This window comes from uncultured Paracoccus sp., from assembly GCF_937873615.1.
Taxonomy (GTDB): domain Bacteria; phylum Pseudomonadota; class Alphaproteobacteria; order Rhodobacterales; family Rhodobacteraceae; genus Paracoccus.
Genome location: NZ_CALMYP010000061.1, coordinates 1 through 26,229 on the forward strand (window position 1 = coordinate 1; position 26,229 = coordinate 26,229).

Annotated in this window: 36 protein-coding genes; 29 read left to right on the forward strand and 7 right to left on the reverse strand. The window is 65.0% G+C overall.

What is annotated here, in order from left to right; all coding sequences use genetic code 11:
* The 18 genes from Q0330_RS14535 to Q0330_RS14620 form a co-directional block, all read left to right on the forward strand.
* Positions 1 to 923, forward strand: a 923-nt coding sequence (locus Q0330_RS14535) for a major capsid protein (protein WP_299480868.1), incomplete at its 5' end; no start/stop codon positions are given.
* A gap of 100 nt (positions 924 to 1,023) precedes the next feature.
* Positions 1,024 to 1,371 (forward strand): hypothetical protein, encoded by a 348-nt coding sequence (locus Q0330_RS14540; RefSeq protein ID WP_299480872.1) that lies wholly within the window; start codon positions 1,024 to 1,026, stop codon positions 1,369 to 1,371.
* A gap of 4 nt (positions 1,372 to 1,375) precedes the next feature.
* Entirely contained in the window at positions 1,376 to 1,756 is a 381-nt protein-coding gene (locus tag Q0330_RS14545; protein WP_299480875.1) for a hypothetical protein, read from the forward strand.
* Positions 1,756 to 2,532 carry a hypothetical protein gene (locus Q0330_RS14550; RefSeq protein WP_299480878.1) on the forward strand — a complete coding sequence of 259 codons (777 nt, stop codon included), beginning with the start codon at positions 1,756 to 1,758 and terminating at the stop codon, positions 2,530 to 2,532. The genes Q0330_RS14545 and Q0330_RS14550 overlap by 1 nt, the downstream gene beginning before the upstream one ends.
* Before the next feature lie 4 nt (positions 2,533 to 2,536).
* On the forward strand, positions 2,537 to 3,058 hold the full coding sequence (locus Q0330_RS14555) for a phage baseplate assembly protein V (RefSeq protein ID WP_299480881.1): 522 nt from the start codon (positions 2,537 to 2,539) through the stop codon (positions 3,056 to 3,058).
* Positions 3,059 to 3,082: 24 nt separating this feature from the next.
* Entirely contained in the window at positions 3,083 to 3,274 is a 192-nt protein-coding gene (locus Q0330_RS14560; protein ID WP_299480884.1) for a hypothetical protein, read from the forward strand.
* A 1-nt stretch (position 3,275) separates the two neighbouring features.
* On the forward strand, positions 3,276 to 3,662 hold the full coding sequence (locus Q0330_RS14565) for a GPW/gp25 family protein (protein ID WP_299480887.1): 387 nt from the start codon (positions 3,276 to 3,278) through the stop codon (positions 3,660 to 3,662).
* Complete coding sequence (locus Q0330_RS14570) at positions 3,659 to 4,636, forward strand: baseplate J/gp47 family protein (protein WP_299480890.1); 978 nt, start codon at positions 3,659 to 3,661, stop codon at positions 4,634 to 4,636. Before Q0330_RS14565 ends, Q0330_RS14570 begins: the two co-directional genes overlap by 4 nt.
* Positions 4,633 to 5,679, forward strand: coding sequence for a phage tail protein I (locus Q0330_RS14575; protein ID WP_299480893.1), 1,047 nt, complete (start codon positions 4,633 to 4,635; stop codon positions 5,677 to 5,679). The genes Q0330_RS14570 and Q0330_RS14575 overlap by 4 nt, the downstream gene beginning before the upstream one ends.
* 8 nt (positions 5,680 to 5,687) lie before the next feature.
* Positions 5,688 to 6,125, forward strand: coding sequence for a hypothetical protein (locus Q0330_RS14580; RefSeq protein WP_299480896.1), 438 nt, complete (start codon positions 5,688 to 5,690; stop codon positions 6,123 to 6,125).
* Positions 6,126 to 6,142: 17 nt separating this feature from the next.
* Positions 6,143 to 7,150, forward strand: coding sequence for a hypothetical protein (locus tag Q0330_RS14585; RefSeq protein ID WP_299480898.1), 1,008 nt, complete (start codon positions 6,143 to 6,145; stop codon positions 7,148 to 7,150).
* A 7-nt stretch (positions 7,151 to 7,157) separates the two neighbouring features.
* Entirely contained in the window at positions 7,158 to 7,508 is a 351-nt protein-coding gene (locus Q0330_RS14590; RefSeq protein WP_299480900.1) for a hypothetical protein, read from the forward strand.
* A gap of 24 nt (positions 7,509 to 7,532) precedes the next feature.
* On the forward strand, positions 7,533 to 8,594 hold the full coding sequence (locus tag Q0330_RS14595) for an SUMF1/EgtB/PvdO family nonheme iron enzyme (RefSeq protein ID WP_299480902.1): 1,062 nt from the start codon (positions 7,533 to 7,535) through the stop codon (positions 8,592 to 8,594).
* Positions 8,595 to 8,670: 76 nt separating this feature from the next.
* A complete protein-coding gene (gene avd / locus Q0330_RS14600; protein WP_299480904.1) occupies positions 8,671 to 9,018 on the forward strand; it encodes a diversity-generating retroelement protein Avd in 348 nt (115 codons plus the stop codon).
* A 295-nt stretch (positions 9,019 to 9,313) separates the two neighbouring features.
* Positions 9,314 to 10,420: an RNA-directed DNA polymerase gene (locus Q0330_RS14605; protein WP_299480906.1), complete on the forward strand. Its 1,107-nt coding sequence runs from the start codon at positions 9,314 to 9,316 to the stop codon at positions 10,418 to 10,420.
* 50 nt (positions 10,421 to 10,470) lie between these two features.
* Positions 10,471 to 11,901 (forward strand): phage tail sheath subtilisin-like domain-containing protein, encoded by a 1,431-nt coding sequence (locus tag Q0330_RS14610; RefSeq protein ID WP_299480909.1) that lies wholly within the window; start codon positions 10,471 to 10,473, stop codon positions 11,899 to 11,901.
* A 67-nt stretch (positions 11,902 to 11,968) separates the two neighbouring features.
* Positions 11,969 to 12,475 (forward strand): phage major tail tube protein, encoded by a 507-nt coding sequence (locus tag Q0330_RS14615; protein ID WP_299480912.1) that lies wholly within the window; start codon positions 11,969 to 11,971, stop codon positions 12,473 to 12,475.
* 12 nt (positions 12,476 to 12,487) lie between these two features.
* Positions 12,488 to 12,802: a phage tail assembly protein gene (locus Q0330_RS14620; protein WP_299480915.1), complete on the forward strand. Its 315-nt coding sequence runs from the start codon at positions 12,488 to 12,490 to the stop codon at positions 12,800 to 12,802.
* Between the two features lie 165 nt (positions 12,803 to 12,967).
* On the opposite strand, the gene Q0330_RS14625 is transcribed toward Q0330_RS14620, so the two are convergent.
* The gene (locus tag Q0330_RS14625) at positions 12,968 to 13,438 is read right to left on the reverse strand and encodes a YccF domain-containing protein (protein WP_299480918.1); all 471 of its coding nucleotides are present in this window, start codon (positions 13,436 to 13,438) and stop codon (positions 12,968 to 12,970) included.
* Between the two features lie 35 nt (positions 13,439 to 13,473).
* Between Q0330_RS14625 and Q0330_RS14630 the strand changes: the two genes are divergently transcribed.
* The 11 genes from Q0330_RS14630 (at position 13,474) to Q0330_RS14680 (ending at position 21,396) form a co-directional block, all read left to right on the forward strand.
* Positions 13,474 to 17,106, forward strand: a complete 3,633-nt coding sequence (locus tag Q0330_RS14630) for a phage tail tape measure protein (protein WP_299480921.1) — start codon at positions 13,474 to 13,476, stop codon at positions 17,104 to 17,106.
* Positions 17,106 to 17,531, forward strand: a complete 426-nt coding sequence (locus Q0330_RS14635) for a phage tail protein (RefSeq protein ID WP_299480924.1) — start codon at positions 17,106 to 17,108, stop codon at positions 17,529 to 17,531. The genes Q0330_RS14630 and Q0330_RS14635 overlap by 1 nt, the downstream gene beginning before the upstream one ends.
* 5 nt (positions 17,532 to 17,536) lie before the next feature.
* Positions 17,537 to 17,749: a tail protein X gene (locus Q0330_RS14640; RefSeq protein ID WP_299480927.1), complete on the forward strand. Its 213-nt coding sequence runs from the start codon at positions 17,537 to 17,539 to the stop codon at positions 17,747 to 17,749.
* A gap of 11 nt (positions 17,750 to 17,760) precedes the next feature.
* Positions 17,761 to 17,928, forward strand: coding sequence for a hypothetical protein (locus Q0330_RS14645; RefSeq protein WP_299480930.1), 168 nt, complete (start codon positions 17,761 to 17,763; stop codon positions 17,926 to 17,928).
* Positions 17,925 to 18,893, forward strand: coding sequence for a contractile injection system protein, VgrG/Pvc8 family (locus Q0330_RS14650; protein WP_299480933.1), 969 nt, complete (start codon positions 17,925 to 17,927; stop codon positions 18,891 to 18,893). The genes Q0330_RS14645 and Q0330_RS14650 overlap by 4 nt, the downstream gene beginning before the upstream one ends.
* A gap of 118 nt (positions 18,894 to 19,011) precedes the next feature.
* Positions 19,012 to 19,716 (forward strand): TIGR02594 family protein, encoded by a 705-nt coding sequence (locus Q0330_RS14655; protein ID WP_299480936.1) that lies wholly within the window; start codon positions 19,012 to 19,014, stop codon positions 19,714 to 19,716.
* Positions 19,716 to 20,060 (forward strand): DUF6527 family protein, encoded by a 345-nt coding sequence (locus Q0330_RS14660; RefSeq protein WP_299480938.1) that lies wholly within the window; start codon positions 19,716 to 19,718, stop codon positions 20,058 to 20,060. Before Q0330_RS14655 ends, Q0330_RS14660 begins: the two co-directional genes overlap by 1 nt.
* A gap of 1 nt (position 20,061) precedes the next feature.
* On the forward strand, positions 20,062 to 20,364 hold the full coding sequence (locus Q0330_RS14665) for a hypothetical protein (protein ID WP_299480941.1): 303 nt from the start codon (positions 20,062 to 20,064) through the stop codon (positions 20,362 to 20,364).
* Positions 20,361 to 20,762, forward strand: a complete 402-nt coding sequence (locus Q0330_RS14670) for a hypothetical protein (RefSeq protein WP_299480943.1) — start codon at positions 20,361 to 20,363, stop codon at positions 20,760 to 20,762. Before Q0330_RS14665 ends, Q0330_RS14670 begins: the two co-directional genes overlap by 4 nt.
* A 52-nt stretch (positions 20,763 to 20,814) precedes the next feature.
* A complete protein-coding gene (locus Q0330_RS14675; protein WP_299480946.1) occupies positions 20,815 to 20,958 on the forward strand; it encodes a hypothetical protein in 144 nt (47 codons plus the stop codon).
* 93 nt (positions 20,959 to 21,051) lie between these two features.
* Positions 21,052 to 21,396: a DUF1515 family protein gene (locus Q0330_RS14680; protein ID WP_299480949.1), complete on the forward strand. Its 345-nt coding sequence runs from the start codon at positions 21,052 to 21,054 to the stop codon at positions 21,394 to 21,396.
* Between the two features lie 119 nt (positions 21,397 to 21,515).
* Here Q0330_RS14680 and Q0330_RS14685 read toward each other — a convergent pair whose 3' ends face one another.
* The 6 genes from Q0330_RS14685 to Q0330_RS14710 all read right to left on the reverse strand — a co-directional run bounded on the left by Q0330_RS14685 (position 21,516) and on the right by Q0330_RS14710 (position 26,197).
* The gene (locus Q0330_RS14685) at positions 21,516 to 22,667 is read right to left on the reverse strand and encodes a tyrosine-type recombinase/integrase (protein WP_299480952.1); all 1,152 of its coding nucleotides are present in this window, start codon (positions 22,665 to 22,667) and stop codon (positions 21,516 to 21,518) included.
* The gene (locus tag Q0330_RS14690; protein ID WP_299480955.1) at positions 22,657 to 22,917 is read right to left on the reverse strand and encodes a hypothetical protein; all 261 of its coding nucleotides are present in this window, start codon (positions 22,915 to 22,917) and stop codon (positions 22,657 to 22,659) included. The genes Q0330_RS14685 and Q0330_RS14690 overlap by 11 nt, the downstream gene beginning before the upstream one ends.
* Positions 22,914 to 24,233, reverse strand: coding sequence for a reverse transcriptase/maturase family protein (locus tag Q0330_RS14695; RefSeq protein ID WP_299480959.1), 1,320 nt, complete (start codon positions 24,231 to 24,233; stop codon positions 22,914 to 22,916). The genes Q0330_RS14690 and Q0330_RS14695 overlap by 4 nt, the downstream gene beginning before the upstream one ends.
* Positions 24,230 to 24,607, reverse strand: a complete 378-nt coding sequence (gene avd, locus Q0330_RS14700; protein WP_299480962.1) for a diversity-generating retroelement protein Avd — start codon at positions 24,605 to 24,607, stop codon at positions 24,230 to 24,232. The genes Q0330_RS14695 and avd (Q0330_RS14700) overlap by 4 nt, the downstream gene beginning before the upstream one ends.
* A gap of 44 nt (positions 24,608 to 24,651) precedes the next feature.
* Complete coding sequence (locus tag Q0330_RS14705; RefSeq protein WP_299480965.1) at positions 24,652 to 25,548, reverse strand: hypothetical protein; 897 nt, start codon at positions 25,546 to 25,548, stop codon at positions 24,652 to 24,654.
* 235 nt (positions 25,549 to 25,783) lie between these two features.
* Complete coding sequence (locus tag Q0330_RS14710) at positions 25,784 to 26,197, reverse strand: hypothetical protein (RefSeq protein WP_299480968.1); 414 nt, start codon at positions 26,195 to 26,197, stop codon at positions 25,784 to 25,786.
* Between the last annotated feature and the right edge of the window lie 32 nt (positions 26,198 to 26,229).

Below are 26,229 nucleotides of genomic sequence, written 5' to 3' on the forward strand. Positions count from 1 at the left end.
AGATTTCCGCCACCGGCCTTTTCGAAGAGGACGGCGTGAGCACCACGCGCATCTCGATCGAGATGCGCGACGGGAAACTCTCGCTCGTGGAACCGACTGCGCGCGGGGCATCCGGCGAGACGACGGACGATGAAAACCGCACCCGCATCCCCTTCGACATCGACCACTACCAGCGTGACGATTCCGTACTGGCCGACGAAGTGCAGAACGTGCGGGCGTTCGGCACGACCGACACCCTCGAAACGATTCAGAACCGCGTCGAGCGCAAGGGTATGCGCCATGCGCAGGATCTGACCATGACGCTGGAGCATCAGCGTATCGGCGCGATCAAGGGGAACGTGACGTCGAAGAGCGGCAAGGTGCTGCATAACCTCTATAGCCGCTTCGGCATCCCGGTCCCGTCTGCCGTCTCCCTCGAACTCGACGTCGACTCCACCATCGTCGCCAATGTCTTCCAAGACGTGATCTACTCGATCGAGGACGATCTGGACGAAACTTACGGCGGCCTTCACGTCTTTACCGGCCGCAGCTTCCACAAGGCGCTCTGGACGCACAAGTCGGTCAGGGACACCTTTCTCTATCACGGCGGGGCGGCGGTGCTGCGGCAGGACGTGCCCGATACCTTCGAATTCGCGGGCGCGACGTGGGAGCGTTATCGCACCGGGGCGAAGGCAACGGCAGACCTCGGCTCGCCGTATATCGCGAACGACGAGGCTCGCGTGGTGGTCAAGGGCGTTCCCGATCTCTTCATCACCAGGTTCGCGCCGGCCGACTACGAGGAGACCGTCAACACGATCGGCCTGCCGTTCTATATGCGGCAATACAAGAAGCCGAACGGCAAGGGCCGCGAGATCGAGGTGCAGATGAACGCCATCTCGCTCTGCACGAAGCCGAAGGTGCTGCGCCGCCTGACGCTCACCTGATCCGCGCCGGAAACGACAAGGGCGGCCCCTCGTGGGCCGCCTTTCGTTTTCCGCAAATCCTCGGGTCGAGGGTTTTCGCGAAACGAAAGGAGATTCCACCATGTCCAAGGAAACCATGTGGATCGCGTTCCCGAACGGCGGAATCCTGCCCGCCGCCATCACGGGCGACAAGGATAAGGAGGTGCCCGCCCACGAGCCGGTGCCCGTCCCCGCCGACTACGGGAAGCACCTCGTTCACGACCGTTTTGCCTACGAGGCGAAGCCGAAGGGCAAGGCGGCCAAGGCTTCGGGCGGCGATTCCGCCGAGGCGCGGCAGCGGCTCGAAGCGACCCTCGCCGGCCTGCGCAAGAAGGTCGAGGAAACGCAGGACGTTGCGGATAAGGCCAAGCTCGCCGAGCAGGTCGCCGCCGTCGAGAAGAAGATAGCCGACCTGGCTGCGGGCGCCTGATCCGATGCTGGCCGCGCGTCATCACCAGCTTCGCGACCGCACGCTCGCCATAGTCGACCGCTTCCGCGCGGAGCCGGTGAGGCTGTCCTTTTTCAATGATGGCGCGATCGACCCGGATCGGCCGGCGCGCGACATTGAAGCCATCCTTCGAGTCGACGCGGGCAAGGATACGATGGTCTCCGGCGGCATCGACCGCGACTGGCGCAGCCGTGTCGCCGCGCAGCCCTCGGAATTGCATATCGACCGCGCGAAGTATCCGGACCTCGTCTTCAGGAAGGGCGACAAGGTGAAGGCGCTGGCGCGGCCCGGTCAGCCTTGGTTCGAGGTGCTGTCGGCCGACGACCGGGGCCAGCCGCGCCTCGTGCTGAAACTGGGTGAGCTCTGATGCTCGGCCGGATCGCCCTGCGCATCGCCACGGTCGAGGCCCTGAAGGGCAAGACGCTGGTCGACAAGAACGTGCTGGACAGCGAGATCGGCGCGCTCGACGTCGCGGCGGACGGGAGCCTCCGCTCCGATCAGGAAAAGCCGTGGATCGCCGTCTATACCGATGCGGCGAAGGTCGAGGAGCGGCTCGATCTGCGCGCGCTCCATCGCTCCGGCGCAACCGCCCTCACGATCGAGGTCGGCATAACCGGGGCGATGACGGTAACGGATCCCGAGACGGGCGCCAGTGAGGTGCTGCCGGGCCTGTGCGCAACCGACCGTGCGCTGGAATTCTATCTCGACTGTGTCGGCAGGCAGATCGTGACCGCCCTGTCCGATCCGCTCAACCCTTGGTCGGAGATATGGCGCGATCTGTCCTCGGGCATCGTGAAGATCGAGCGGAAGCGGACGTCGGACGAAACGAGCGGCACCCGTATCGCCGCGCATCAGCTTGTCGTGACGGTCGATCTCCTGCCGGACCCGGTCTTCGGGGAGCCGGTCGCGCCGACGAGCATATGGGCGCGGTTGTTCGCAAGGATGGCCGCCGCCGATCACCCCTATCTCTCGACGATGCAATCGCTTGTCGGGATTCCGGACGGTATCCGCATGCACGAAGCCCAGCGCCGGCGGTTCGGGATGACGCTCGAAGAGGCGCGTGCCTTGTTCGACATCGCCGTCCAGCCAGCCGAGGGGACCGAGCCGGATGTGCAGAGCGTCGCGGTCGAGCGGACGGAATAGCGCCATGCCGGGGATTCTGGATCGCATCGTCGAGCTTGAGCGCAAGGTCGCCGAGCAGGAGCGCCGCAACCGCAACCGCCGGCGCACCGGGACGATCAAGGAGGTCGATCACGGTAAAGGCCAGTATCGCGTCAAGATTGCGGAAGAGGACGGCAACGAGTTCATCACGGACTGGATCAAGCCGCGCGTCAATGCCGCCGGCGGCGTGAAGGTCGACGTGCTTCTCAACGAGGGCGAGCAGATCGACGTCGTGAGCGAAAGCGGGGACATGACAGACGCCAGAATCGAGGGCTGCGACTATTCCGACAGCAACGCCCGCGAGAACAGCGCGACGCCGTATCACATAAAGATCGGGGATACGGTCCTCGCCATGACCGGCGGCGAGATCACCCTCAAGGCTGGAACGATCCGGCTCGAAGGCGACGTCGTGATCGAAGGGCCGGGCGTGACGCACAACGGCAAGAATATCGGCGACACCCACGGGCACGTAACCGCCCCGCCGGGACCGCCGGGACCGCCAGTCTAAACACCAACCGAAAGGGGCATCCCCATGAAAGTGATCGTGAACACGGCCGGCTTCTACGGCGGCACTTGGTACGAATCCGGCCCGGAAGAGCGGGAGATTCCCGACAAGGTGGCCAAGCCTTTCCTCCCGCCCTACGGGAATCAGCTTTCGACGCCGTCGACCAAGAAGTCGACGCCGGCAGGCGGGGCGAAGCCGGACGACAAGAAGGGGGACTGACATGACCTCGACCGGCCTCAACCGCGAGACCGGCGCCCCCCTCGCGGGGTTCGATCATGTCAGGCAGTCGATCGGCGTCATCCTGACGACGCCGATCGGCAGCCGCGTCATGCGGCGCGAGTTCGGATCGGAGGTTTTCGACCTGATCGACCGCCCCATGACGGACCAGGTCATCCTCGCGATCTACGCGGCGAGCGTGATGGCGATCGCCCGATGGGAACCCCGCTATGAGGTTTCCGGATGCCAGATCGTGAAGACCGAGGCGGACGGAACTATCGAGATCGAACTCGCCGGGACGTATTTTCCGCGCGGCCACCTTGGCGATTTCAGCGTCGCCGAAAGCGCCTCGCTGATCGTGCCTTTCGTGCGAACAGGAATTGAGCGATGACCCGACGCTTTCAGGATGTCGACCTTTCCCGGCTTCCGCCGCCGGCGGTCGAGACGCTCGATTACGAGGCTATTTTCGCGGCCCGCATCGCCGAGTTCAAGGCGCGATGGGAAGAGGTTCGGACCCGCTACCCGACCCTGCCGCCGTTCGACGTGGAGATGCTCGAAACCGATCCCGTCGTGATCGTCGAGCAGGCGGACAGCTATCACGAGATGCTGATGCGCGGTCGCGTGAACGACGCCGTCCGTGCCGTCCTGCTCGCGACAAGCTGGGGGGCGACGCTCGATCATCTCGGCTCTCGCGTGGGGACGGTCAGGTTCGATGGCGAGGCCGACGAGCCGTTCCGCCGACGCATCCAGATTGCCTATGAGGCGCTTTCGACCGCCGGCCCATATGGTGCCTATGTGTGGCACACCCTGTCGGCTTATCCCGGCATCAAGGATGCGGTCGCCTACGGGCCGGAGGAAGCCTTCGTCTCGCCGGGCGAGGCGTGGGTGTCCGTTCTTTCGGATGCGGGGAACGGGACGCCCTCGCTGGCCATGCTGCACGCGGTGGCGGAGCGGCTCGGCGCGTGGGAAATCCGCCCGGCCGGTGGATCGCCGATCAACGTCTGGGACCGGGAAAACGCAACCGCCCAGCGTGCGCGTCCGCTGACCGACAAGGTGATCGTCGCCGCGGCGCAGATCGTGCCCTACCAGATCAAGGGCACCCTCTTCATTCGGCCGGGGCCGGATCGCAATGTCGTGTTTCAGGAGGCCGTGTCGCGCATCAACGCCATGGCGCTCGATCGCCACCGGATCGGCTCGGCCGTGCCGATCTCGCTGATCCTCTCGGCCGCGCATGCGGTCGACACGACCGGGCGGTCGGAAATCGAAGAGGTCGAAATCGAGACGCCGGCGAACGACGTCGGCGGCGTCGCACATATCGCGCCGTGGTGTACCGGCATAGAGCTTGAGATAGGGACTCCGACGTGACCATCCTGCCGCCCAGCGCCGTCGATCTGGAGCGGGCGCTCGTCGAGGTCGACGGGCGCGTGCTGCGCATCGACGCCGACGTCGTTCGGCGGGCGAAAGACCCGATGCTCTGCCCGGAAGAATTGCTTCCGTGGCTCGCATGGGAAGAAGGCGTCGACCTCTGGGATCCGGACTGGCCGGTCGAGAAGAAGCGTCAGGTGATCGCCCAAAGCTGGGAGATGCACCGGGCGAAGGGAAGCCGGCAGGGCCTCGTCGACGCGATCAACCTCCTGAATTTCGGGGCGGTCGTCGAGGAATGGTTCGAATATGGCGGTCAGCCTTATCACTTCCGCCTGACCATTGATCTCAACGAGACGGATATTCAGGGCGAGCCGAACTCGACGGTCGATCTTGCCCGGCACAACGCCGCGATCCAGTATCGCGGGACAGCCTATTACGGCTGGCACTCGACCTCGGTGGCCAGCCAGTTGACGCCGGTGCTGCTGAAGCGCGCCGTGATGGAACATAAGAACGTCCGGTCGCATCTGGAATCGATCCATTACACGACGGACTTCCTCGACGACATCGAAACGGACGATGCCGATAAGCTCGCCGTGGTGCATGGCGCGGCGGAGGTCTATCCGTGGGGTCGGCGCTACGACGCCTCGATCAACCATGATCACGCCGTCCGCCATCTGCATGACGGGAGCCTCAAGCACGGCGGCCAGGTGCGCTATAACGGCTGGGGGGCGACCGGCGAAACCTATGGCAACGAGCGCGTCCTTCTGACGACGGGCGTGCGCCATGCCGTGACGGATCGCCTCGGCGTCCGCCTTTCTTACGATGGCCGCCATCGCCACAATGCGATCTTCAACCATGGCGATTTGCAGCCATCGGTGGCCGATGTCGACATGCCGATCATCGTCCGGCGCAACGTGTTCTATGACGGATCGCGCCGCCATGGCGGCGACATCTACGACGGCTCGATCAGCCATGCCGGGTCGGCGAAGTATTTCGCCGGCGCGTTCTACAACAGCCCGGTCGAGACAATCCTAACAGCTTGAGGTGTGACGTGATTATCACCGACCCGATCCTCCTTCGGGGGGAGTTGCTCGTGCGCGTGCTTCGCGACGGGGAAGTCATCCAGACGTTGCGCGACGAAAACATGATTATGACCGTCGCGCGCGTCGCCTTGGCCTATCTCATCGCCGGCGACGGCGCGGGGAAGGTTATCAACCGCATCGGCATCGGCACGAACGGCAACGGCCCGACGCCCGACGACACCGCGCTCACATCGGCCTTCATCAAGGCCATCGCGAGCCATTCCTACCCGGCCGCCGGACAGGTCCGCTTCAACTGGTCGATCGGCACCGGCGAGGCGAACGGCATGGCAATCCGCGAGTTCGGCCTCATCACGACCGACAGCACCCTCTTCGCGCGCAAGACCCGCGCCCCGATCGAGAAGGGGAGCGACATTTCCCTTGAGGGGTCTTGGACCATCATCTTCTAGGCCAAAGGAGCACGGGCATGGCGAACCTGCCAGAACAGAACACCTATCCCGCCGGCGTTTACCAGATCGAGACGACCGATCCGGTCGTCGGCGGCGTCGACGGCATCTCGAACATTCAGGCGCGGCAGCTTGCGAACCGCACCCGCTGGCTCAAGGGCATCGCGGACGACGTGATCGAGGCGCGCGCCGGCAGGCCCACCCTTGCCGAAAGGATGCAGGGCTTCGACGCCCTGTCGCCGGAAAGCCAGAACGCGCTCCTCGCCGCGGTGCAGGAGGCGCTCAACCTCGGCGGCGCGCTCACCAAGGAGATGCAAGTTCTTCGCGGCTTCGACGGTATTTCCGTCGCCGCAGGCATCCTCGAGGCGCACTCGCTTGCCGGCCTGTTTTCGCGCTCGCTCGATACGCTTCGCCAGCGCGTTCTCGCGCAGGGAAGCGCCGTCCTGAAGAACAAGCACGTCATCACCGGCATGGTGTTGACGAAGAGCGACATTCGCGCGCTGCACCTGTCGCAGAGCGGCACGGTCGGCGCCGGGATGTCGCGCGCCAAGATCGACGGTCGGATCATCAGCCTGCCGGACGACGACTACCACGTCTCGATCCCGACGAACGAAAGCGCGCAGGCGCGCTCCTATTTCGCCTTCCTCGTCAACACGGTCGGCTCGGCCTATGCGGTCCAGATCGCCGCCGAGGTTCCCGCGAACGGCCTGCCGCTCTACCGGCTGGACATCCCGGCCGGCAGCACCGGGAACAACATCACGGCGGTCACGCTGACCGACCTCCGCGTGATCCAGTCGGCGAGCTCGTGGGTGACGAGTAGCAGCCCGTTCGTGACGGTCGCGTTCCCCGAGATTCTGCCGAACGCCGACTATGACGTCGCGGTCGAGGTGGAGAGCGCAACCGACGTGGCGGCCGTTGGCGCGGTGCAGGCATACGACCGCGCCCGGAACGGCTTCAAGATCCGGATGACCGGCAGCGCCGACAACGTCGTTCTGCGCTGGACGCTTCTCAACCCCCGTTACCAGTGAGGCGGCGATGAACATCATGCACATGAACGAGGGCGCGAAGGCAGCCTTCGAACTCGACGACTGCACCCTAATCCTCGGCAATCTTCTGATCGACCTGGGCGAAGAACAGGAGGACACCGAGCGCGTCCTTTCGGTCTTCACCGATGGCGACGGCCAGTTGAGCTTCGAGGGCGACGTTTACGCGGCCGTCATCATCATTCCACCTCGCCGATATGCCGACGAGGAGATCACCGAAACGGTGGGGGGTGAGGAAGTCACCCAGACCGTCTCGGTGCCGCAGCCATGCCAGGCCGAGGCCGTGACGCTGCAACTGTGGGCGCTGCCCGAAAACCCTGCAACCCCTGAAGACGAGGAGTAAATCCTGATGACCGTCACGATTTCGATGCCGGATGCCCTGCGGCAGTCCGTTGAGGCCGCCTCGGGCGGCGTGAACACCGTCCTTTACGACAGCAAGGGCTATCCCTCGATCATGTGCGTGGTGCCGCGCTTCAATATCGAGGACATCGACCCGGCGCTGGGGACCGGCACCCATCCCGCCTTCCTCGTCGGCGGCATCCAGAAGAGCGAGATTTTCGTGGGCAAGTATCTCGCCCGCATCCATGACAATCACGCCCTGTCGCTGCCCGGCCAAGACCCCAGCGCGTCGATCAACTTCGACAACGCGAACGCACGCTGCTCGGCGAAGGGGCCGGGCTGGCACATGATGACCAATGCCGAATGGTCGGCGGTCGCCCTGTGGTGCTGGAAGAACGGCTTCATGCCGCGCGGCAACACCAACTACGGCCGCGACCATGCGCAGACCTACGAGACCGGCCGCCGGCAGGATGGCCTTGCGCCCGGCCTCGCCGAAGGCACCGCGCGCACGCTGACCGGCTCCGGCCCGGTAAGCTGGTATCACGACAACACGCCGGCGGGCATCACCGACCTCTGCGGCAATGTCTGGGAATGGGTGCGCGGCATGCGCATGGTCAACGGCGAAATCCAGATCATTCCCGACAACAATGCGGCCGAGACGGACGCTGATCATAGCGCCGCAAGCCCGCTGTGGAAGGCGATCCTGCAGAACGGCAATCTGGTCAATCCCGGCACGGCGAACACGCTGAAGTGGAACGCAACCGGCGTCGACGGGGCCGGCAACCCGCAGCTTGCGACCTCGGTGACGAGCCAGTCGAACGGCGAAACGGCTGCGAGCCAGTTGTATAAGGACTTGACCGCCGCCGGCGGCGTCACCGTCCCGAACATCCTCAAGGTGCTGGGCCTCTTCCCGCATGCGACCAGCATCGACCGCGGCTATCTTTACCTGCGGAATCTGGACGAGCGCCTGCCGATCCGTGGGGGCTACTGGTACAACGGCGTCACTGCTGGGGTGTTCTCCCTCTACTTGAACATCGCCCGCTCGTCCCCGAGTTCGACTATCGGCTTCCGGCCCGCTTTCGTCCTCTGAAATCTGGCCGCCTGACAATCTGCCGGGCGGGCGATAGCCCGTCCGTCATCCACCTGTAATAGCTGCGGAGCCTGATTTGGACGATCTGAAAATTCGTCGGAAGTGCGAAGACATGATCGCCTATGGATATGTGGTTTTAAGGCAGTTTCCCAAAGCCGAACGCCACGTTCTTAATCAGGAAATCCGCAGCACCATGTGGTCGCTTCTCCGACTGATCATCATCTGCAATCGGAGATACTTCAAAAAGACCACAATGCAGGACTTGGACGCCGAGCTTGATCTGTTGCGAAGCCAGATCAGGATTGCCCAGCGCCTCGGTTATCTGTCGTTCAACAGCTACGAAGTCTGGACCCGTCATCTGGACGAAATCGGGCGCATGATCGGCGGATGGTTCAAGAGCTTGCAGGAAAAGGGACGCGGGTAAAGTGGTTTGAGCGCCTGCCGATCCGTGGGGGCAACTGGAACAACGGCGTCAATGCTGGGGTGTTCTCCCTCAACTTGAACAACGCCCGCTCGAACACGAGTACGAATATCGGCTTCCGGCCCGCTCTCGGGGAAAGTCAGAAGTTGGGGCCTCACGGGGCCTCATCCCGCACACCCTCGAAAGGCCCCGCGTTCCTCGGCCAAGCGCCGAAAAACATGAACAGACCGGAGCGTTGCAGTAACCGCCTGCGCGCGGCGACCCTTCGCTCCGGTCGCCCTTACGATAGCGAGATGCCTTGGCGAAGACCTACACCGACCTGTTTTCGGGCCTGTCGAGTTTCGAGGCCCTACATCGCGCATGGGGCCGCGTCATTCGCGGGCGGCGGCATCAGACGGACGTCCTGCAATTCGAGCGGGATCTGGAATCGAACCTGATCGACATCCAGAACAGCCTCATATGGAAGACGTATCGCACCGGGCCGTATTACCATTTCCGGGTCTTCGAGCCGAAGGAGCGCGAGATTGCCGCGCTTCCGCTCAAGGACCGCGTCGTGCAGCATGCGCTTATCGAGGCTATCGAGCCGATCTGGACGTGCCGGTTCATTTCCGACAGCTATGCGTGCCAGACCGGAAAAGGGATGCACGCCGGCGCTGACCGGGCGCAGACGTTCCTTCGGGCGACGCTGCGCGAGCATGGCGCCATCTATGTGCTGAAGGCGGACATCGCGCGCTTCTTTCCGAGCGTCTGCCACGATGCGCTCAAGAGGATGATCGCGCGCCGGGTGGCCTGCAAGGACACGCTCTGGCTGATCGACAGCATCATCGACAGCGTCGCCGAGCCGGGCGCCACGTTGCCGCGCGGGATACCGATCGGCAATCTGACGTCGCAGATTTTCGCGAACATCTACCTCCATGAACTCGACGAGTTCGTGAAGCACGAACTGCGCGAACGGCGATATGTGCGCTACATGGATGATTTCGCGATCATCGGCGCGGACAAGGAGCATCTGCACCGGGTCCGCGTCGCGGTCGACGACTTTCTCTATGCGCATCTCGGGCTGCGTCTCAACCGGAAGACTCAAGTCTTTCCGGTCTCGGCGACGAACGGCCGGGCGCTCGACTTCCTCGGCTATCGCATCTGGCCGACGCATCGGAAGATCAGGAAGGACAGCGCCGGACGGATACGCCGGAAAATGAAGCGCATGGCGCGCCAGTATCACGAGGGCAAGATCACCCTCGACCAGGTCCGGCAGGTCGTGATGAGTTGGGTCGGTCACGCCGGTCACGCGAGCACTTACACGCTGCGCAGCCGAATCCTCGGCGACGCGGTCTTCATTCCCCCGCCTTCGGGGTCGTCCGCTTCTCGCCGCAGGAAGGCGAAGGACGGCGAACCCTCGGCCTAAACCACAACCACCGCCAGCCGGCCCTCGGGCCATACAGAAAGGAGAGCCAGATGGCTTCTGTATCCTTCCACCACGGCACGCGCGTCTTTCAGAGCGCGGAGACGCCGGTTCTTGTCCGCCTTGCCCAGACGGCCGTCATCGGCCTGATCGGCACGGCTCCCGATGCCGACGCCGTGAAGTTCCCGCTCAACAAGCCGATCCAGATCCTGCGCCCGCAGGACGCGGAAGGTCTCGGCGCCGAGGGAACGCTGGCCGACGCGATCGACAGCATCTTCGATCAGGTCGGTTGCCCGATCATCCTCGTGCGTATCGAGGACGAGCCGACGCTGCCGGAAATCTGGTCGAACGCGGTCGGCAACCAGATCGCCTTCAGCGGCGTTCACGCCTTCCGGCGCGCTTCGTCGGACGGCCTCTACAAGCCGAAGCTGCTGATTGCGCCCGGCCTTACCCAGACGTCGCCGGCGGACGGCATCGCCTCGGTGAACGTGACGGTCGCCGGCGCGGGCTACGACGCGGACAGCACGACGGTCACGATCACCGGGACCGGCGGCACCGGGGCCGAGGCCCGCGCGATCGTCGAGGGCGGCGCGATCACGAGCATCGTGGTCACGAAGCCCGGCTTCGGCTACACCGGAACCGTCACCGTCACCATCGCCGGCGCAGGCACCGGGGCCACCGCCACCGCCAACAAGGGGTCGGTGATCAACCCGGTCGTCGCCGAACTGATGAGCGTGGCCGAGGGCCTGAAGGCGATGGCCTATATCGACGGGCCGGACACGACCGATCAGGCCGCGGTGCAGTATCGCGGGCTGATCAATTCGGGCCGCATCTTCATCTGCGACCCGAAGGTGCTCAAGTGGGACACCGAGGATTCGGTCTATGTCCCGAAGCCCTCCTCGCCGGTCTGGGCTGCGCGGCAGGCGCGGATGGACCTCGAACAAGGGTTCTGGTGGGCCGGATCGAACGTCGAGATCGCCGGAATTGGCGGCGTGAATCGGCCGATCGAATACGGCGCACAGGCCAACTACCTCAACGAGAACCGGGTCAACACGATCGTCAACATCGACAATACCGGCTTCCGTCTCTGGGGCGTCTGGACCTGCGACAGCGACCTCATCTGGCAGTTCGTGTCGGTGCGCCGCACGGCCGACGCGATCAACGAGGCGCTCGAAAAGGCTTACCTCGAATTCGTCGACCGCCCGTTCTCGAAGGCGAACCTCAAGTTCATGATCGAAAGCGGCAGGGCCTTCCTGCGGACGATGGAACTTGAGGGCGCGATCCTGCCGGGTTCCGACGTCTGGCTGCTCGACAGCAACACCGACGTCGAGATGGCGCAGGGCATCGTGAAGCTCGGCGTGAAGTTCGAGCCGCCGGCGCCGATGGTCGACATCCGCATCACGTCGCACCGCAATCTCGTCGCCTACACGCTCCTGCTCAACCAGGTCGCGCAGGAGATCGGGGCCGGCTCGCTGGCGGCCTGACGACGGCTAGACACGGCGGCGTTACCGCGCCGCCGTCCACCCTCACAAAGACAGAAGGAAAACGGCCATGTCCGACATGCCGCGCTATATCCTGCGCAATTGCACCATCTTCGCCGACCGGGTTTCCAAGCTCGGGCAGGCGAGCGAGATTTCCCTCCCCGTGCCGACCGAGAAGCTGGAAGAGCTTCGCAATGCCGGCATGGTGCTGCCGATCGACATCCCCATGGGATACGAGAAGCTCGAAGCGTCGTTCAAGCTGACGGCCTTCGACCCGCAGGTGATCACCCTCTTCGGCCTCGCCGTTGGCGTGGAGAAGGAATTCATGGTCACGGGGGCGCTGGTCCACGAGGACGGCACCATCATCAACGCGACCGCCTATATCCGCGGCCGCCTGATGAAGAACGACCACGGCGATTGGAAGCCCGGCGAGATCGGCGAGAACGAATTCTCGATCACGCTGCGCTACTACCGCCTCGAGGTCGAGGGCCGGACGCTGATCGAGGCCGATCCCTTCAGCGTCTCGATCGGCGGCGCATCGCAGACCGGCGGCATCCGCGCCGCGCTGCTCGTTTAAGGGGAAGATTCCATGTCGGACAAGAAGACCATCACGTTCACGCTGGAAGCCCCCGTCGAACATGACGGCCAGACCTACACGACGCTCACGCTTCGCAAGATGAAGGCGAAGGATCTGGTCGCGGCCGACCTGGTCAACGGCAACCTCCGCAAGTCCCTCGCCATCTTCGCTTCCATGGCCGGCGTGCCGATCATGGTCATGGAAGAGCTGGACACCGACGACTTCAACCGGCTGGGGCGTGAGGCTGCGCCCCTCATGGGAAAGTTGGCGGTCAAGGCCATGGCGAAGCTGGAGCGGGAAGAAGCGGGGAACCTTCCTCTGCAATAGATGCGGTCGCCACACTCGCCCGCCATCTTCACACCCCGATCAGCGAGATCGAGGAGATGGATTGGGACCGCTTCGATGCCTATACGGCGGCGCTGGGGCGCGTGCTGAAAGCTGAAAGCCCGAGAAAGGGAAAGGGCCGGTGATCACATCTCCGGCCCTTTTCGATCATGCACCCCGATAGGCTGCGAGCTTCTCCGCCGCGTTCGTTTCGCGCGCTGCGCGTGCGAGTTCGACGGAAACAACTCGCCGGCCGACCGGCCATAAGGCGATGCCGGCGAGCTTGAACGATTGCAGCCCGAAGGGGATGCCGATGATCGTCAGGCAGTTGAAGATGCCGGCGATCAGGTGGGCGAGGAAAAGAACCACGCCAAAGGTCAGCGCCCAAATAATATTGAAGATGAAACCGACCGTTCCTGTAACGGCGGTCGTTGCCGTAAGCCCTTTATTATCAAGTTCGCGAATGTGAACGACGTCCTTCCCGAAAGGAAAGGCGGACATTTTCGCGATCTCGAAAGCAGATCGGCTAAGTGGAATTCCGACTATTGACAGAGCGAATACTGCGCCGCCGATCAACCAGATCAGCGCCGTTATTGCCCCGCCAAAGACAAACCATATCGCGTTCCCTGCGTATCGCATGATTAATCCCCCGCTCCGAAGTGGTGTCTAGCCGAATGACGATACTAACATCAAAGCTGATCGTCGCGCTAGTTGATCAGGTGACGGCCCCGTCGCGCGCCGTCTCTGCGGCGATCAACCGGATGACGGCCGCAAGCCAAGCGAACGCGGCGCGCATGGCGGAAGTGCGCGGGAAGATGCTCGACGCGACCGCTGCCGGCTGGGCGCTATGGCGCGGCCTTTCCGCCCCGGTGAACGCGGCCATGCAGTTCGAAAGCGCCATGGCGGACGTGCGCAAGGTCGTCGACTTTCCGACGCCCGAGGCGTTTCAGGAGATGGGTGACGACATTCGGCGGCTTTCGACCGAGATGCCGATGGCCGCAGACGGCATCGCCGCCATCGTGGCGGCCGCCGGCCAGTCGGGCCTCGCCGTCGACGAGCTTCTTCCCTTCGCCGAGATGGCGGCGAAGGTCGGCGTGGCGTGGGAGGTCAGCGCCGACAATGCCGGCGAGGCTCTGGCGAAGCTCAAGACGGCGCTCGGCATGTCGGTCGCGGAGACCGGGCTTCTGGCCGACGCGATCAACCATCTGGGCAACAATACTGCGGCATCCGCCCCCGATATTCTCGACGTCGTTCGCCGCGTCGGTGCGCAGGCCAGCCAGTTCGGTCTTTCGGCCGAGCAGGCGGCGGCCTTCGGCGCTGCCATGGTCGGCGCCGGCGCGGAATCGGAGGTGGCCGCGACCTCGTTCCGCAACATGGGCCGGGCGCTCACGCGCGGGGCGTCGGCCACCAAACGCCAGTCGGCCGCCTACAAGACGCTCGGCCTCGACGCGCAGAATGTTGCGGCCGACATGCAAAGGGATGCGGTCGGCACGATCACGAATGTCCTTGAGCGCATCCGCGCGGTGCCCGCCGAGGCCCGCGCCGCGCTGATCACCGACCTCTTCGGCGACGAGGCGCGCGCCATCGGCCCGCTGATCACGAATACCGAACTGCTCGCCGATGCCCTTGGCCTCGTCGCGAACCGGGCGGAATATGCTGGCTCGGCCGCCGAGGAATATGCGATCCGCGCCAAGACGTCCGAGAACAACCTGCAGCTTTTCCGCAACCAGATCACCAGCTTGGCGATCTCGATCGGCAATGCGCTTCTGCCGGCGATGAACGATATTCTCGCGCTCGTCGGGCCGATGATCTCCTCTTTCAGTGACCTCGCCTCGCGCTTCCCGAACATCACGCGCGGGATTGTCGGGGTGGCGACGGCCCTGATCGGCTTCCGTGTTGCGGCCATTGCCGCGCAGTATGCCGGCCTGTTTCTCAAGGGTGCCCTCCTCGACGCCGGCATTGCCGCGCTCACGGCTGCGCGCGCGATCGGAAGCATGGCCCTCGCACCCGCCGGCGCGGCGATCATGGCCCTGCGCAATCCGCTCCGGCTCGTCACGGCGGCCTTCTATGCGCTGCGCGTGGCCATCATCAGCACCGGCGTCGGCGCCCTGCTTGCCGGCATCGCGCTCGCCGGGGCGTGGATCTACAACAACTGGACCGGCATCACGATCGCCTTCGAGGCGTTCAAGGGCGCCTTCCTGCGCGCCATCGCGCCGATCATGCCGGCGCTTCAGCCGGTCGCCGATGGGCTGGCATGGCTTCGCGATGCGGTGACGGCCCTCATCGCCCCCGTCGACGAGATGGGTGGAAGCTGGGCGGCTGCGGGGATTGCCGCCGGCAAGTTCGTGGGCGAGGCGCTGACCGCCGTGGTCGGCTTCACCACGGACCTCGTCGCATCGGTGGCGAACGCATGGCAGACAATGAGCTGGTCCGAGATCGGACAGGCGGCGGCTCGCGGCATCGGTGACGGATTCCTATTTCTTGCGGGTTGGGTGGCTGATCTCCTCGGATCGATCGACTGGCGGGCGCTCTGGGACGGCGCGACCTATGCGGCCGCCGCGGTGGTCGACGTCGTCGCCGGTTACTGGTCGACCATGGCCACCTCGGTCGCCGAGTTCGTTCGCGGGATCGACTGGGCAGGCGCGCTCGCCGGGGTGCGAAACGCTGCCGCAGCCGCGGCGGGATGGATCGCCTCGGCCCTGTCCGCGATCAACTGGGCCGGGCTTCTTTCCGCAGGGATCGACCGGGCTGCTACGGCCTTTCAGGCCGTCGCCGCCTATGTGGCCTCGGCCCTCTCCTCGATCGACTGGGCAGGGGTCTGGAACCGGGGCGTTGCCGTCGCGGCGACGGCGTTCGGCCAGATCGGCGCGACGGTATCCGCGGCGCTCGGGTCGGTCGACTGGACCGACCTCATCTCGGGCGCGAGCGACGCGATCGGCGGCTTCTTCAACCGCGCTGCCGACACGCTGCTTTCCGTGGACTGGGGGAGCCTCGGCTACCGTCTCGGCGAGATGATCGCCAGCGGCATCGCGGGAATCCTCAACATCGGCCGCATCCTTATGAATTCGCTGACCGGCGACGGTGCGTCGACCGCTGCCGGCCTTGGCGCGGCCATCGCGAACGGCATACTCGCCTTCGACTGGATTGGGGTCGGCTCGGCGATCCTGCGCTACATCGGTGCGGCCCTTCAGGCCGGCGGCGAGTTCATCCTCGGCGTAATCGGTGGGCTGATCGGCGTGGCCGATCTCGGGGGTGCCGCGACCAACATGGTCGAGCAGTTCCTCGCCGGTGCGGCCGCCATGACCGACCGATTGATGGCGAGCGGGCAGGCCCTCGCGCAAGCGATGTGGGACGGCGTGATCGCGAAGATCGACGCAATGGTCGAATGGTTCAAGGGGTTGCCCGCGCGCATCGTGGCGGCCATCGGCTCGATCGACCTCGGATCGCTGATCACATGGCCGAAGCCGCCGGCATGGGTTTCGCGCCTATGGGGCGGCGGTCAGGAAGAGGAAGCGCCAGCACCGGCGGCTGATGCCGCGCAAGGGGCGGCCGGCGAAGCCGCTTCCCGGATCACCGCCGAGGCCGCCGCGGCGAACGACAACGCGCAGGACGCGATCAACACGATGCTCGCAGGCATGGACCGCCTTGCTGGCGGCGTGGCGCAGGAAGGCGCCGCTGCCGTCACGGCGGCCGACGCGGTCGGTTCCTCGATCAGCGACAACATCAGCGTCACGGCCATGCCTGTGATCGACACGTCGAGCATCGACGCCGCGCGCACGAAGGTCGATGCGCTTTCGCGGTCCTTGCAGTCGATGCCCTCGACGGCCGTCACGGCGACGTCGTCGGCGCTCGCCGGCGCCCGTGCCTCCGGGGGGCCGGTAAAGGCCGGTGGTTCCTATCTTGTCGGCGAAGAAGGTCCGGAAATCGTCACCTTCGGACAGGACGGATTCGTCCACGACGCGATGAAGACGGCGCGGATCATCCGCAACGCCGCGCTCGGCGCTGCGGGCATGGCGTTCCCCGCTGCCGCTATGCCTGCCATTCCGGAAATCCCGACGATCGAGATCGCGATTCCCGAGGTCAGGCTTCCGGTGCCGCCGCAACTGCCGGCGACGCATCAGGCGCAGGAGGGCGGTCAATCCGGCGGCCGTGGCGTCGAGGTGTCCGTGGCGGCCGGCGCGATCAAGATCGAGGTAACAGCCGCCGCCGGCCAGTCGCCGGAGCGGGTCGCGGAAGAGGTCGAGCGCCGCCTGACGGCACGCCTCAACGCCCTGTCGCGCGGCGCGTTTTCAGATGGAGCGAATTGATGGCGATCCCGATGGCGCTTGGCCCCTTCATGTTCCATAGCCTGCGGTTCGGGTTCAACGGCGTCGGCCGCGACCTGTCGACCAGGTGGGCCAGCATCCAGACGGTCGGCGGCCTCAACCGGCTGCAATGGACGGGCGGCGACGAGGACACGGTGCTGATCGAAGGCGTCCTCTTCCCCGAGGAGTTCGGCGGCCTTTCCAGCCTTGAGGGTATCCGCGGCGCGGCGCAATCCGGGCTCGTGCTGCCGCTGATCACGCTGGGCGGCAACGTCTACGGCATGCACGTCGTCGAGATGGTTTCGGAGGACCAGTCGTTCCACGACCGTCTCGGGCGCCCGCGCAAGGACGTGTTTCGCATCGGGTTGAAACGCTACGCCGGCGGCGGGTTCTCGCTGATCTCGGTCGTGCAGACGCTTTTCGGGTGACGGCCATGGTGACGCGCTACATCACGAAGCACGGCGAGATGATCGACTCCATCTGCAGCCGCTTCTACGGCGACGAAAGCGGCTTCGTCGAGCAGGTGCTCGTCGCGAATCCGGGCCTCGCCGGCCTTTCGGTCCCGCTGCCGCCCGGCACCGAGGTCATGCTCCCGGCGATTCCGAAGTCGGCCGAGACGATCAAGCTCATCACCCTGTGGGACTAAAGGAGATCGAAATGATCAAGATCGGCATCCCCGTCCGCTATCGCGACGGGGCAAACCACCTGCGCACGGGCGTCGTCGACGCCTCCTCGATCGCGTCGGGCCGCCGCTTGTGGCGCGTTTCGGACAGGTGGTTCGAGGGTCGCGACCTCGTCGTGATCGACCCGGCAGCCATGCCGTGAAGACCCCGCGCGCCGAGATCACCGTCAACGGGAAGCCGGTCGCTTCCGCCTTCAACGACCGGCTCATTTCCGTGACGATCGTCGACAAGGAGGGGGCTACCAGCGACACGATCTCGTGCGACCTGAATGACGGGATGCCATTCGCGCAGATCCCGAAGAAGGGCGACGAGATCGGCGCGAAGCTGGGCTATCTCGAAACCGGCGTGGCCGATTTCGGAACCTTCATCGCCGACGACCCGGAGGTGCTTTGCCTTCCCTACGGCATGACCGTGAACGGCAAGGGCGCGAACGTGCGCGGGAAGGCCAAGCAGCACCGGTCGCGGCACTGGGACAACAAGACGGTCAAGCAGATCGTCGAGCAGATCGCCGGCGAGAACGGCCTTTCGCCGAAGGTGGACGACGAGGTCGGCTCGCACAAATACAAATGGTTCGCGCAACAGGACGAAAGCGATCTGCATGTCGTCGAGCGCCTCGCCCGTCGCCATGACGCGCTTTTCACGATCAAGAACAAGACCCTCATCTTCAAAAAGAAGGGCGAGGGCGTCGGCTCCATCGTGGCCTCGCCGGCCAATATCGTCGAAGGCACCTGCCGCACGGTCTTCGCGCACCGATACAAATACAAGAAGGTGAAGGCCCGCTGGCAGGATCGCAACGAGGCAAAGCTCAAGGAAGTCGAGGAAGACAGCGATTCCGAGGGCGAGGCGACCTATACGATCGCGGAATCCTTTCAGGACGAAGGCGAGGCCAAGAAGGCGGCGAAGGCCAAGGCGAAAGACCTCAAGCGCGAGACGATGCGCACGAGCGTCACCCTTTATGGCGACCCTGCCGTCCGCGCCGGCGCGAAGTTCGTCTATGCCGGCGTCCGCCCCGAGCTCGACGGCGTCGAGTTCATCATAGAAACCGCGACGCACAAACTGTCGAAGGCCGGATACACGGTCGACGTCGAAGCCAAACTGAAGGTCTGACCTTCCTCATATTCCGCAGCCCCGCGCCGCGAATTTGCCGCCCCGCCTGACGGGGCCACCGCTCGCCAACAATCGAAAACACGAACCGCCCGACGTCTGTCGGGGGGAAGGAGATGCTATGTCCTTTGAAGCATGGCTTCAGGGCCGCCTTGTCGCGCATGGGTACAAGATCGCCGTGGACGGGGCGATCGGCGGGGAAACGACCCGCGCCCTGATCGCGTTCCAGCGCCAGAAGAAAATCAGGCAGACCGGGGTAGCCGATGCCGCCACCGTCGCCGCCCTGCGCGCCGAGCCAGGCAAGCCCAAGGCCGACACGCCCGAGCCGCCGGCCGAAACCCTTCCGCCATGGATGGCCGAGGCGCAGCGCCGCATGGGCCTGCATGAGCGCCGCGACAACGCGCTGCTCGCCGCCTTCCTGAAACTGGGGAAATATCTCGGCGACCCGGCGAAACTGCCGTGGTGCGGCGACTTCGTCGAAACCTGCATCGTCAAGACGCTGCCCGGCGCCGTGGTGCCGAACAATCCGTTCTGGGCGCAGGGGTGGAAGGATTTCGGCATTGACGCCGGCGGCCCCAAGGTCGGGTCGGTGGGCGTGATCCGGTGGAGCGCGTCGTCCGGCCATGTCGGCTTCGTTGCGGCTTATGACGCGGAGCGCCGCCGCGTTCTTCTGCTCGGCGGAAACCAGAGCGACAGCGTCAACCTCACATGGTTTCCGCTCGACAAGTTCATCGCCTTCCGCTGGCCCGAGGTCTATCCGATCCGGGCCTTTCCGCCGCTCACGGGCGGGGCCTATTCGGCCGGCACCGCGGCGGGAACGCGATAATGGCGGCGCGCGGCGTTCTCCGAACGGCCGAGGGTGGCCGGCTCATGTTCTGGTGTCCCGGCTGCGACGGCGCGCACCAGGTGCAGGTCGGCGTCGGGCCGGGGCCGCGCTGGGGCTTCAACGGCGATTATGACCGGCCGACGTTCACGCCGTCCGTTCTCGTGCGCGGCTCGCACCCCATCACGGACGACGAGCGCCGCCGCATCATGGCCGGCGAGACAATCGAGCCGACGCCGACCGTCTGCCACTCCTTCGTGCGCGACGGACAGATCCAGTTCCTCGGCGACTGCACGCACGAGCTCGCCGGCCGAACCGTGCCCCTGAAACCCTTCGACGAGGCTTGATATGCGCCCATCTTGGAAAGTCCGCCGCCGGATCGTCGTTGCTGCCCTCGGCTTCTGTGCGGGCTGCATCGTCTATCTGATGATTTACGGGCAGGCCGACAGTCGCCTTCACGAGACGATCGCCTATGGCCTTTTCGGCACGGCGATCTCGGTGATCGGCTCCTACGTCTTCGGTGCGGCGTGGGACGACAAGAACGTGATGAAGACCCTCGGGCGGGACGCCTATCGCGACCGGCCGGGCGTCCCCGATGGCTGGCCGTCCGACATCGCACCGCCAGCCGACGACGACGGGAGGGCAGGATGATCACCGCTATCGCTCGCTTCACCGGAATCCCGACCCTCCTCGTCTGGGCGGCACTGATCGCGATCGCGGCCGGCGGCGTTTGGGCATGGGGAAGCTACCAGCACCACGCCGGCGTCCGCGAGGGCCGGGCGATCGAGCGCGCCGCATGGGAGAAGGCGATGCGCGATCTGCGCGAGCAGATGGACGCCGAGCGCCGGCAGGCGCAGGAGCGAATCGACAGGATTGAACAGGATTACCTCGAAGGCCGGAAGCGCGACGCCGTGCTGATCGCCGACCTCGAAGCGGCAATCGTCCAGATGGAGACCGAAGATGCGGAAGATGACAACGCCGCTGGCCCTGTGTGCCGGCCTGCTATTCCTCGCGGGCTGTCAAAGCAGCTTGACGCGATCGGTCGCTGATCGGCCGGAACTGGCGCGCATACCCTCGCCCCTCAAGGAGCCATGCGCGGCCGTGACGAACCTGCCCGAGCGCGATCTGTCCTCGGCGGAGGTCGCCCGACTCTGGGGCGCGGATCGCTCGGCGCTGGGCGAGTGCGGCCGGCGGCATCGCGCCCTCGTCGACGGCGTCGCGGCGATCGAGGGGCAAGGCCGTTGAGGCTGGAATTCTGGACGATGTGGGCTTTGATCGCGGCGGCCTTCGCCGTGATCGTTCTGCTTTCATAGAGAGGGGCGCATTGTGCCGACGAGCTTGAACGAAATATACAAGGCGATCGGCTCCCTGCAGTCGGACGTGAAGAACCTCACCCGTCTTATAGAGGCGCAGGACCAGCGGTCGTCCGAGAGTCGCCGGCGCGTCTATGATCGGCTCGACGAACTGGGGAACGTCGTCGACAACATAGAGGATCGCCTCAAGGCATCCGAGCAGGTGATCAAGGACATCGAGCCGCTTGCCCGCGACTTTGGTGCCGTGAGAGATAAGTCGAAGACGGTCCTTGCCGTGATCATTGCGGGCTGGACGCTCCTCGGCGGCTTCCTGATGTGGATCGGAAACAGCGTTCTGGAATGGGCGATCCAGCGCATCAGCGGGTCTTAATGGTGGGGCGGCCGGGCTAAAAAACCTTGAAGATCAGTAGAAAGAGAATGTCCCACCGGCTTTTTAGCCGCTTGATTTTCCGGGAAAATGGCGGTCCTCTTCTGGGCACCATCCGTTTCTTATGTATTTGATTTTATTGCCTTTTTGGCGATTTTTGTCCCACTTTCCAGCAACCCTTTTTGCGGTGGGACAGTTTCGTCCGTTTTTTGTTCTGGCACGAGTTTGCGAATCGCCTCGCCCGCAAGGCGCTTTCGATCCGCCTTCTTCGTGTAGAGCGTGGTTTGCTTCTTCGTCGTCCAGCCGAAGATTGCCATAAGCTGACTATCAGTCGCCCCATTGTCGGCGGCGATGGTCGCGCCCGCCTTTCTCAATCCGTGCATCGAGCACTGGGGCAAGCCGGCCTGATCGCACCATTGGCGCATCTTGTTGCCGAGGCCGTTCACCGTGAACGGACGGCCGAGGTCGGTGATAAGGAACGTCAGGTCTCCGGTCTCGGTAGCCTCGATCGTCGCCTGAAGTTCGGCCAGCACGGGAATCTCCACAACGACGCCAGATGATTTCCCGGTCTTTCCGGGGCGCACATAAAGCCATCCGTCGCGGATATGCTGCTTGCCCAAGGTCGCAAGATCGGACAGGCGCAGGCCGGTAAAGAGGCCGAGATGCAGCGCGAGCCGGGCCTTGCTCCCCTGCGGATGCCGCTCCTCGTATTGCCTCACCTCGTCGACGGTCCATGCGTGGAAACCGTCGCCGGAGTGAAGGTGCTCGATCCCGATCGCGGGATTGCGGTCGGCAAGGCCGACGCTGATCGCCCATCCGAACATGGCGGAAACGGTCTTCACCACGTTATTCTGCGCGCCTGCGGTATCGCGAATCGTGTCCCGAATTTCGAGGACGTGCTTGCGCTCCATCAGCTTATAGGGGAGATCGCCCCGGCGCTTCTTTCCGCTTTCGCATATTTCCTCGAGGAGACGAACGCGCCGCGCAAGCTGGTCAGGGTTGAGCCTATTCTTCGCCCGCTGCTTGTATTGCTGGACGAGCCAGTGAAAGCTATTTTCCTTGGCCGCCGCGCCGGGCTTTCGCGGCGCGGGCGCGGTCTTCTTCTCGTAGGGGATTCCGATTCGGGCGCAGGCGACCTCATCGTCAAACGCTTTCGTTCCGGGTTGCTCCCGAAGCCTGATCTTCGGACGGCCGGGCGCGCGGAAGTAGAGCCGGACATTCTTGTGCCGGTCCCGATCGACTGTAACTCCCTTGGGTAGCTTCTTAGGCATCATCCCAAGGATTCCCTTCCCCGGCGGCAACGTCAACAGCTTGCGATCGGTGAGGCAGATTCCGGAAGGCGGCGGCCACCTCGGCAACGTCCCACACCCGGCGGCCGTAGATCATTCTCGCATCGGGCATGAGGCCGTCGAAGACCAGTCGGTCGAAGAGCGTCGCACTCACGCCGATCAGGGCGGCGGCCTGCTCTCGGTTGATTCCTACGGGTGCCAGGTTCTCGGGCAGAATTGCGGTTGCTCGCCTCATGGCTTGCCCCTCCCGCCTGCCAGATTCAGACTCTCAAGCAGGTTGTGGCTGTCGGCCCATGACGCATGGCCGGTCCACGCCGCAAGGAACTGATCGAGCCGCTCGTGCTCGCCGGCGGCCCGATAGGCCCTGATCTTCCGCCGGGCGCGCACGACGCTGTCCCTGCGCAGGAGCTTGTGCGTCGTCCAGATGCGATAGCCGACGAAGTTGACGCCCCGGCCGGCGGGCTGGATGCTCCACTTCGAGAACCGCAGCCCCAGCCGATCCCGCGACAGATCCTCGATCGACCCGCGCACCCTGCGCAGATGGTCGGACGAGCGGCCGAGGACGACGATGTCGTCCATGTAACGGAACCAATGCCGCTCGCCGAGCGTCTGCTGAAGGTGGCGGTCGACCACCCCGCCATACACATTCGCGAAAATCTGCGAGACGAGATTGCCGATCGGCAACCCTATCCCCTCTCGCGGGAGCATCGTTTCGATAAGCCGCAGGGTGCCGCGGCAGGAAATCTTGGCTTCGATAAGCCGCCAGAGCGCGCCGTGCTCGATGCTGGCGAAATAGGCCGAGAAGTCGGTCTTGAGGACGTAGAGCGGCCCGCTGCGCGCCAGCCGGCGCATGTCGGCCTGCAATGCCGTCGCGGCCGCGTGAGTGCCCTTGCCGCGCCGGCAGGCATAGGTTCTCGGAAGAAGGGTCGCCTCGAAAATCGGGCCGATCACCGCGCATAGTGCATGCTGCGCCACGCGGTCCTCGAACGGCAGCGCCGAGATCAGGCGCACCTTCGGGTCGAAGATTCGGAACTGGCGCGGAGCGCCCGGCCGATAGGGCCCGTCGCGCATGGCCGAGGCGAGCTCGTGAAGATTGAGGATCGAGAACTCCTTGAACTCAAGGAAGCCCGGCGTGAGCCGCTTCCCGAGCGACGTCAGCCGGAAGGCCCGCCGCATGTTCGCGTCGGACGTGATGATGCTGATGAGGTTACGATGCTTCTTTCCCATGATCTGAATACCCGCCTGCCGGTCGCGGGTTTCGACGGCTGGGCCGCTACTCCCCGCTTCACCGGACCCTGCTATGTGTTCGCCGAAGCCGGACAGTCGGGCCGACCACCCTGGCACGGCCCGCATGAATACGGCCGCGCCGGTGGAAGATTGCCGGCGCGGCCGTGACCGTCGCCGAGCTATGAAAGGGTCGTCGCCGCCGCCGCGCGCCGAGAGATTCTCGTTCGAATTCTCCGGCCAGTTGCCCAGATTCGCGTAGCGCGAGCCGGCGTTGTCGCCGTTGATCCACGAACCCCCGATGATGGACGGGCACCGCAACGTCATACCCCCGACCGCCCGTTGCCCTTCGCGGTCTTGATCCATTGCCCGAGCATCGCCCCCGTCTCCGCGATGGTGCGGAGCGCCACGGCATGCTGCCGAGGCGTGACGATTTTCAGCGCCGGATCGGCCGCGAAACGCAACCAGAACCGCAGCGTCGCCATGTGAGCGTCCGCCGCGTAGAGACGGGAAGGCTGCTTGCTCTTCGCCGCCTGATAGAGAAGGCCGACCTGATCGAACAGCAATCCGATCAGCCGGTCGCGCAGCGCGCCATGGCGGCGCGGGCATCGCTGGAGGATCGGATAGAGATAGGTCACGACGGCCTCATATTTTTCGACGATCGCCAGGTCTTGAGCTTGCACAAATTCGTCGCGTGTCATGGCTGGCGATCGTCCGTTTCACTCGGCCCGCGCTTCCGCGCGGGCTATGCAGGATTCAGGTGGTCGCCGCCGCCGCGCGCCGAGAGATTCTCGTACGAATGCACCGGCCAGAAGCCCAGGCGCGCGAAGCGCGAGCCGGCGTCGACGCCGACGAACCACGCACCCCCGAGGATGGACGGGCGAGGCTCGTCGGGATCGCCATCCGTGGCCCATTGCCAGACGGTCCCGGTGATGTCGAAGACGCCGCGCTGGCTGATGAACCGCTCGGCGCCGTCCTTGAGGACGCCGGTCACGACCGGGTCGCCATCGCGCGAGCATCGCTCCTGCACGCCGAAGCCGGCGGCGAAGAACTCTTCGACCGTGAGGAGGCGCTTGCCGTGATAGGCGAGGAGTTCGACGGCGGCGGCATAGTCGAACCGCTTGAAGCGCGTCTTGCCGTCCGGGCGCATGGGAAGGTCGCGGCCGTCCGCGATCGTCGCCCCGCAGCGGCTCGTGCCGTGCTCATGGTGATCGACGCCGGGGAGATAGATGTCCACCCATGCCTTGCGGCCGCCGGCGAGCTCGATCATCGTCATGCCGCGCGGGTCCGGTCCCGCGAAGCGGAAGTCCGCGTCCCAGAGCGAGAAGGGATTGATCGACGGGGTCGTGTCGCCGCCGGCGCGGGCCTGCGCGCAGCCGCCGGGCGCGAAATGGAAGCCGGCGAACCATCTGTCCCCGAGAGGGTTCGACGCAACCGGCTCGGCGAAGGGCTTGCCCTCCCCGTCGATGGAGACGCCGTAGTCGCGGCCGGGCGTCAGATCGCCGAGGCCGACCGGCGTGTCGGCGTCGAAGGCATGCGTGCGGCCCTCGATCTGGATCACCGTGCCGGCCCTGATGCCGATTTCCGTCCGGCTGGGCGCAAAGAGAATCGGCGCAGCCAGGTCGGCCCGGTCAATGGTCATGGGGGAAGTCTTCACTGCAGTAGCAATGTTCATGGTCTAACTCCATCGGGTTGCTTGGAAGTTCTGGAATTCCGAGAGGCCGGGACGGCCTTCCGGATGGCGTTGCCGGACGTGATCATCACGAAACCGTCCGCGAACTCGACGCGAATCGAGTTCATCTTGCCGCGCGCCGTAAGCCGGCACGGCTGGCCTTTCCGGCCTTGTCGATTCCACCGGAAAATGTAGGGGAAGTCCGTCATAAGAGACTCCCCTGCGGAGACGACGGCGGCGTGCTGGGGCGCATCCACCTTGCCGTCTCTGGCACCTCGTCAGTCCGCCCGCGCTCCCACTCGAAGAAGCCCAGCGCGCCCGAGCAAGGAATGAACTCGATCGGGGCGGCCTCGGCAACCACAAGCCCGCGAGGCCCGAAGAACCACGGGCTGTCGAAGGTCTTCACGATGTCGACGATGACGCCGACGCCGACAATTCCGCCGCGCGGAAGGTCGCCCGGCGCAGGGCACTCGAACCCCATCTCGTCGAAGAATTCGGCGGCATCTTCATATTCGTGCCGCGTCATGCCGCGCGAGGCGTGGATCGCGAAGGGACCGCGAAACTTGAGCGCGGGGTTCGGCGCGCGCCACGACCGATTCTCGACGGGCTTCCAGCCCATTACAAGGGCATGCGCCCAAGGCTGGCGCACCG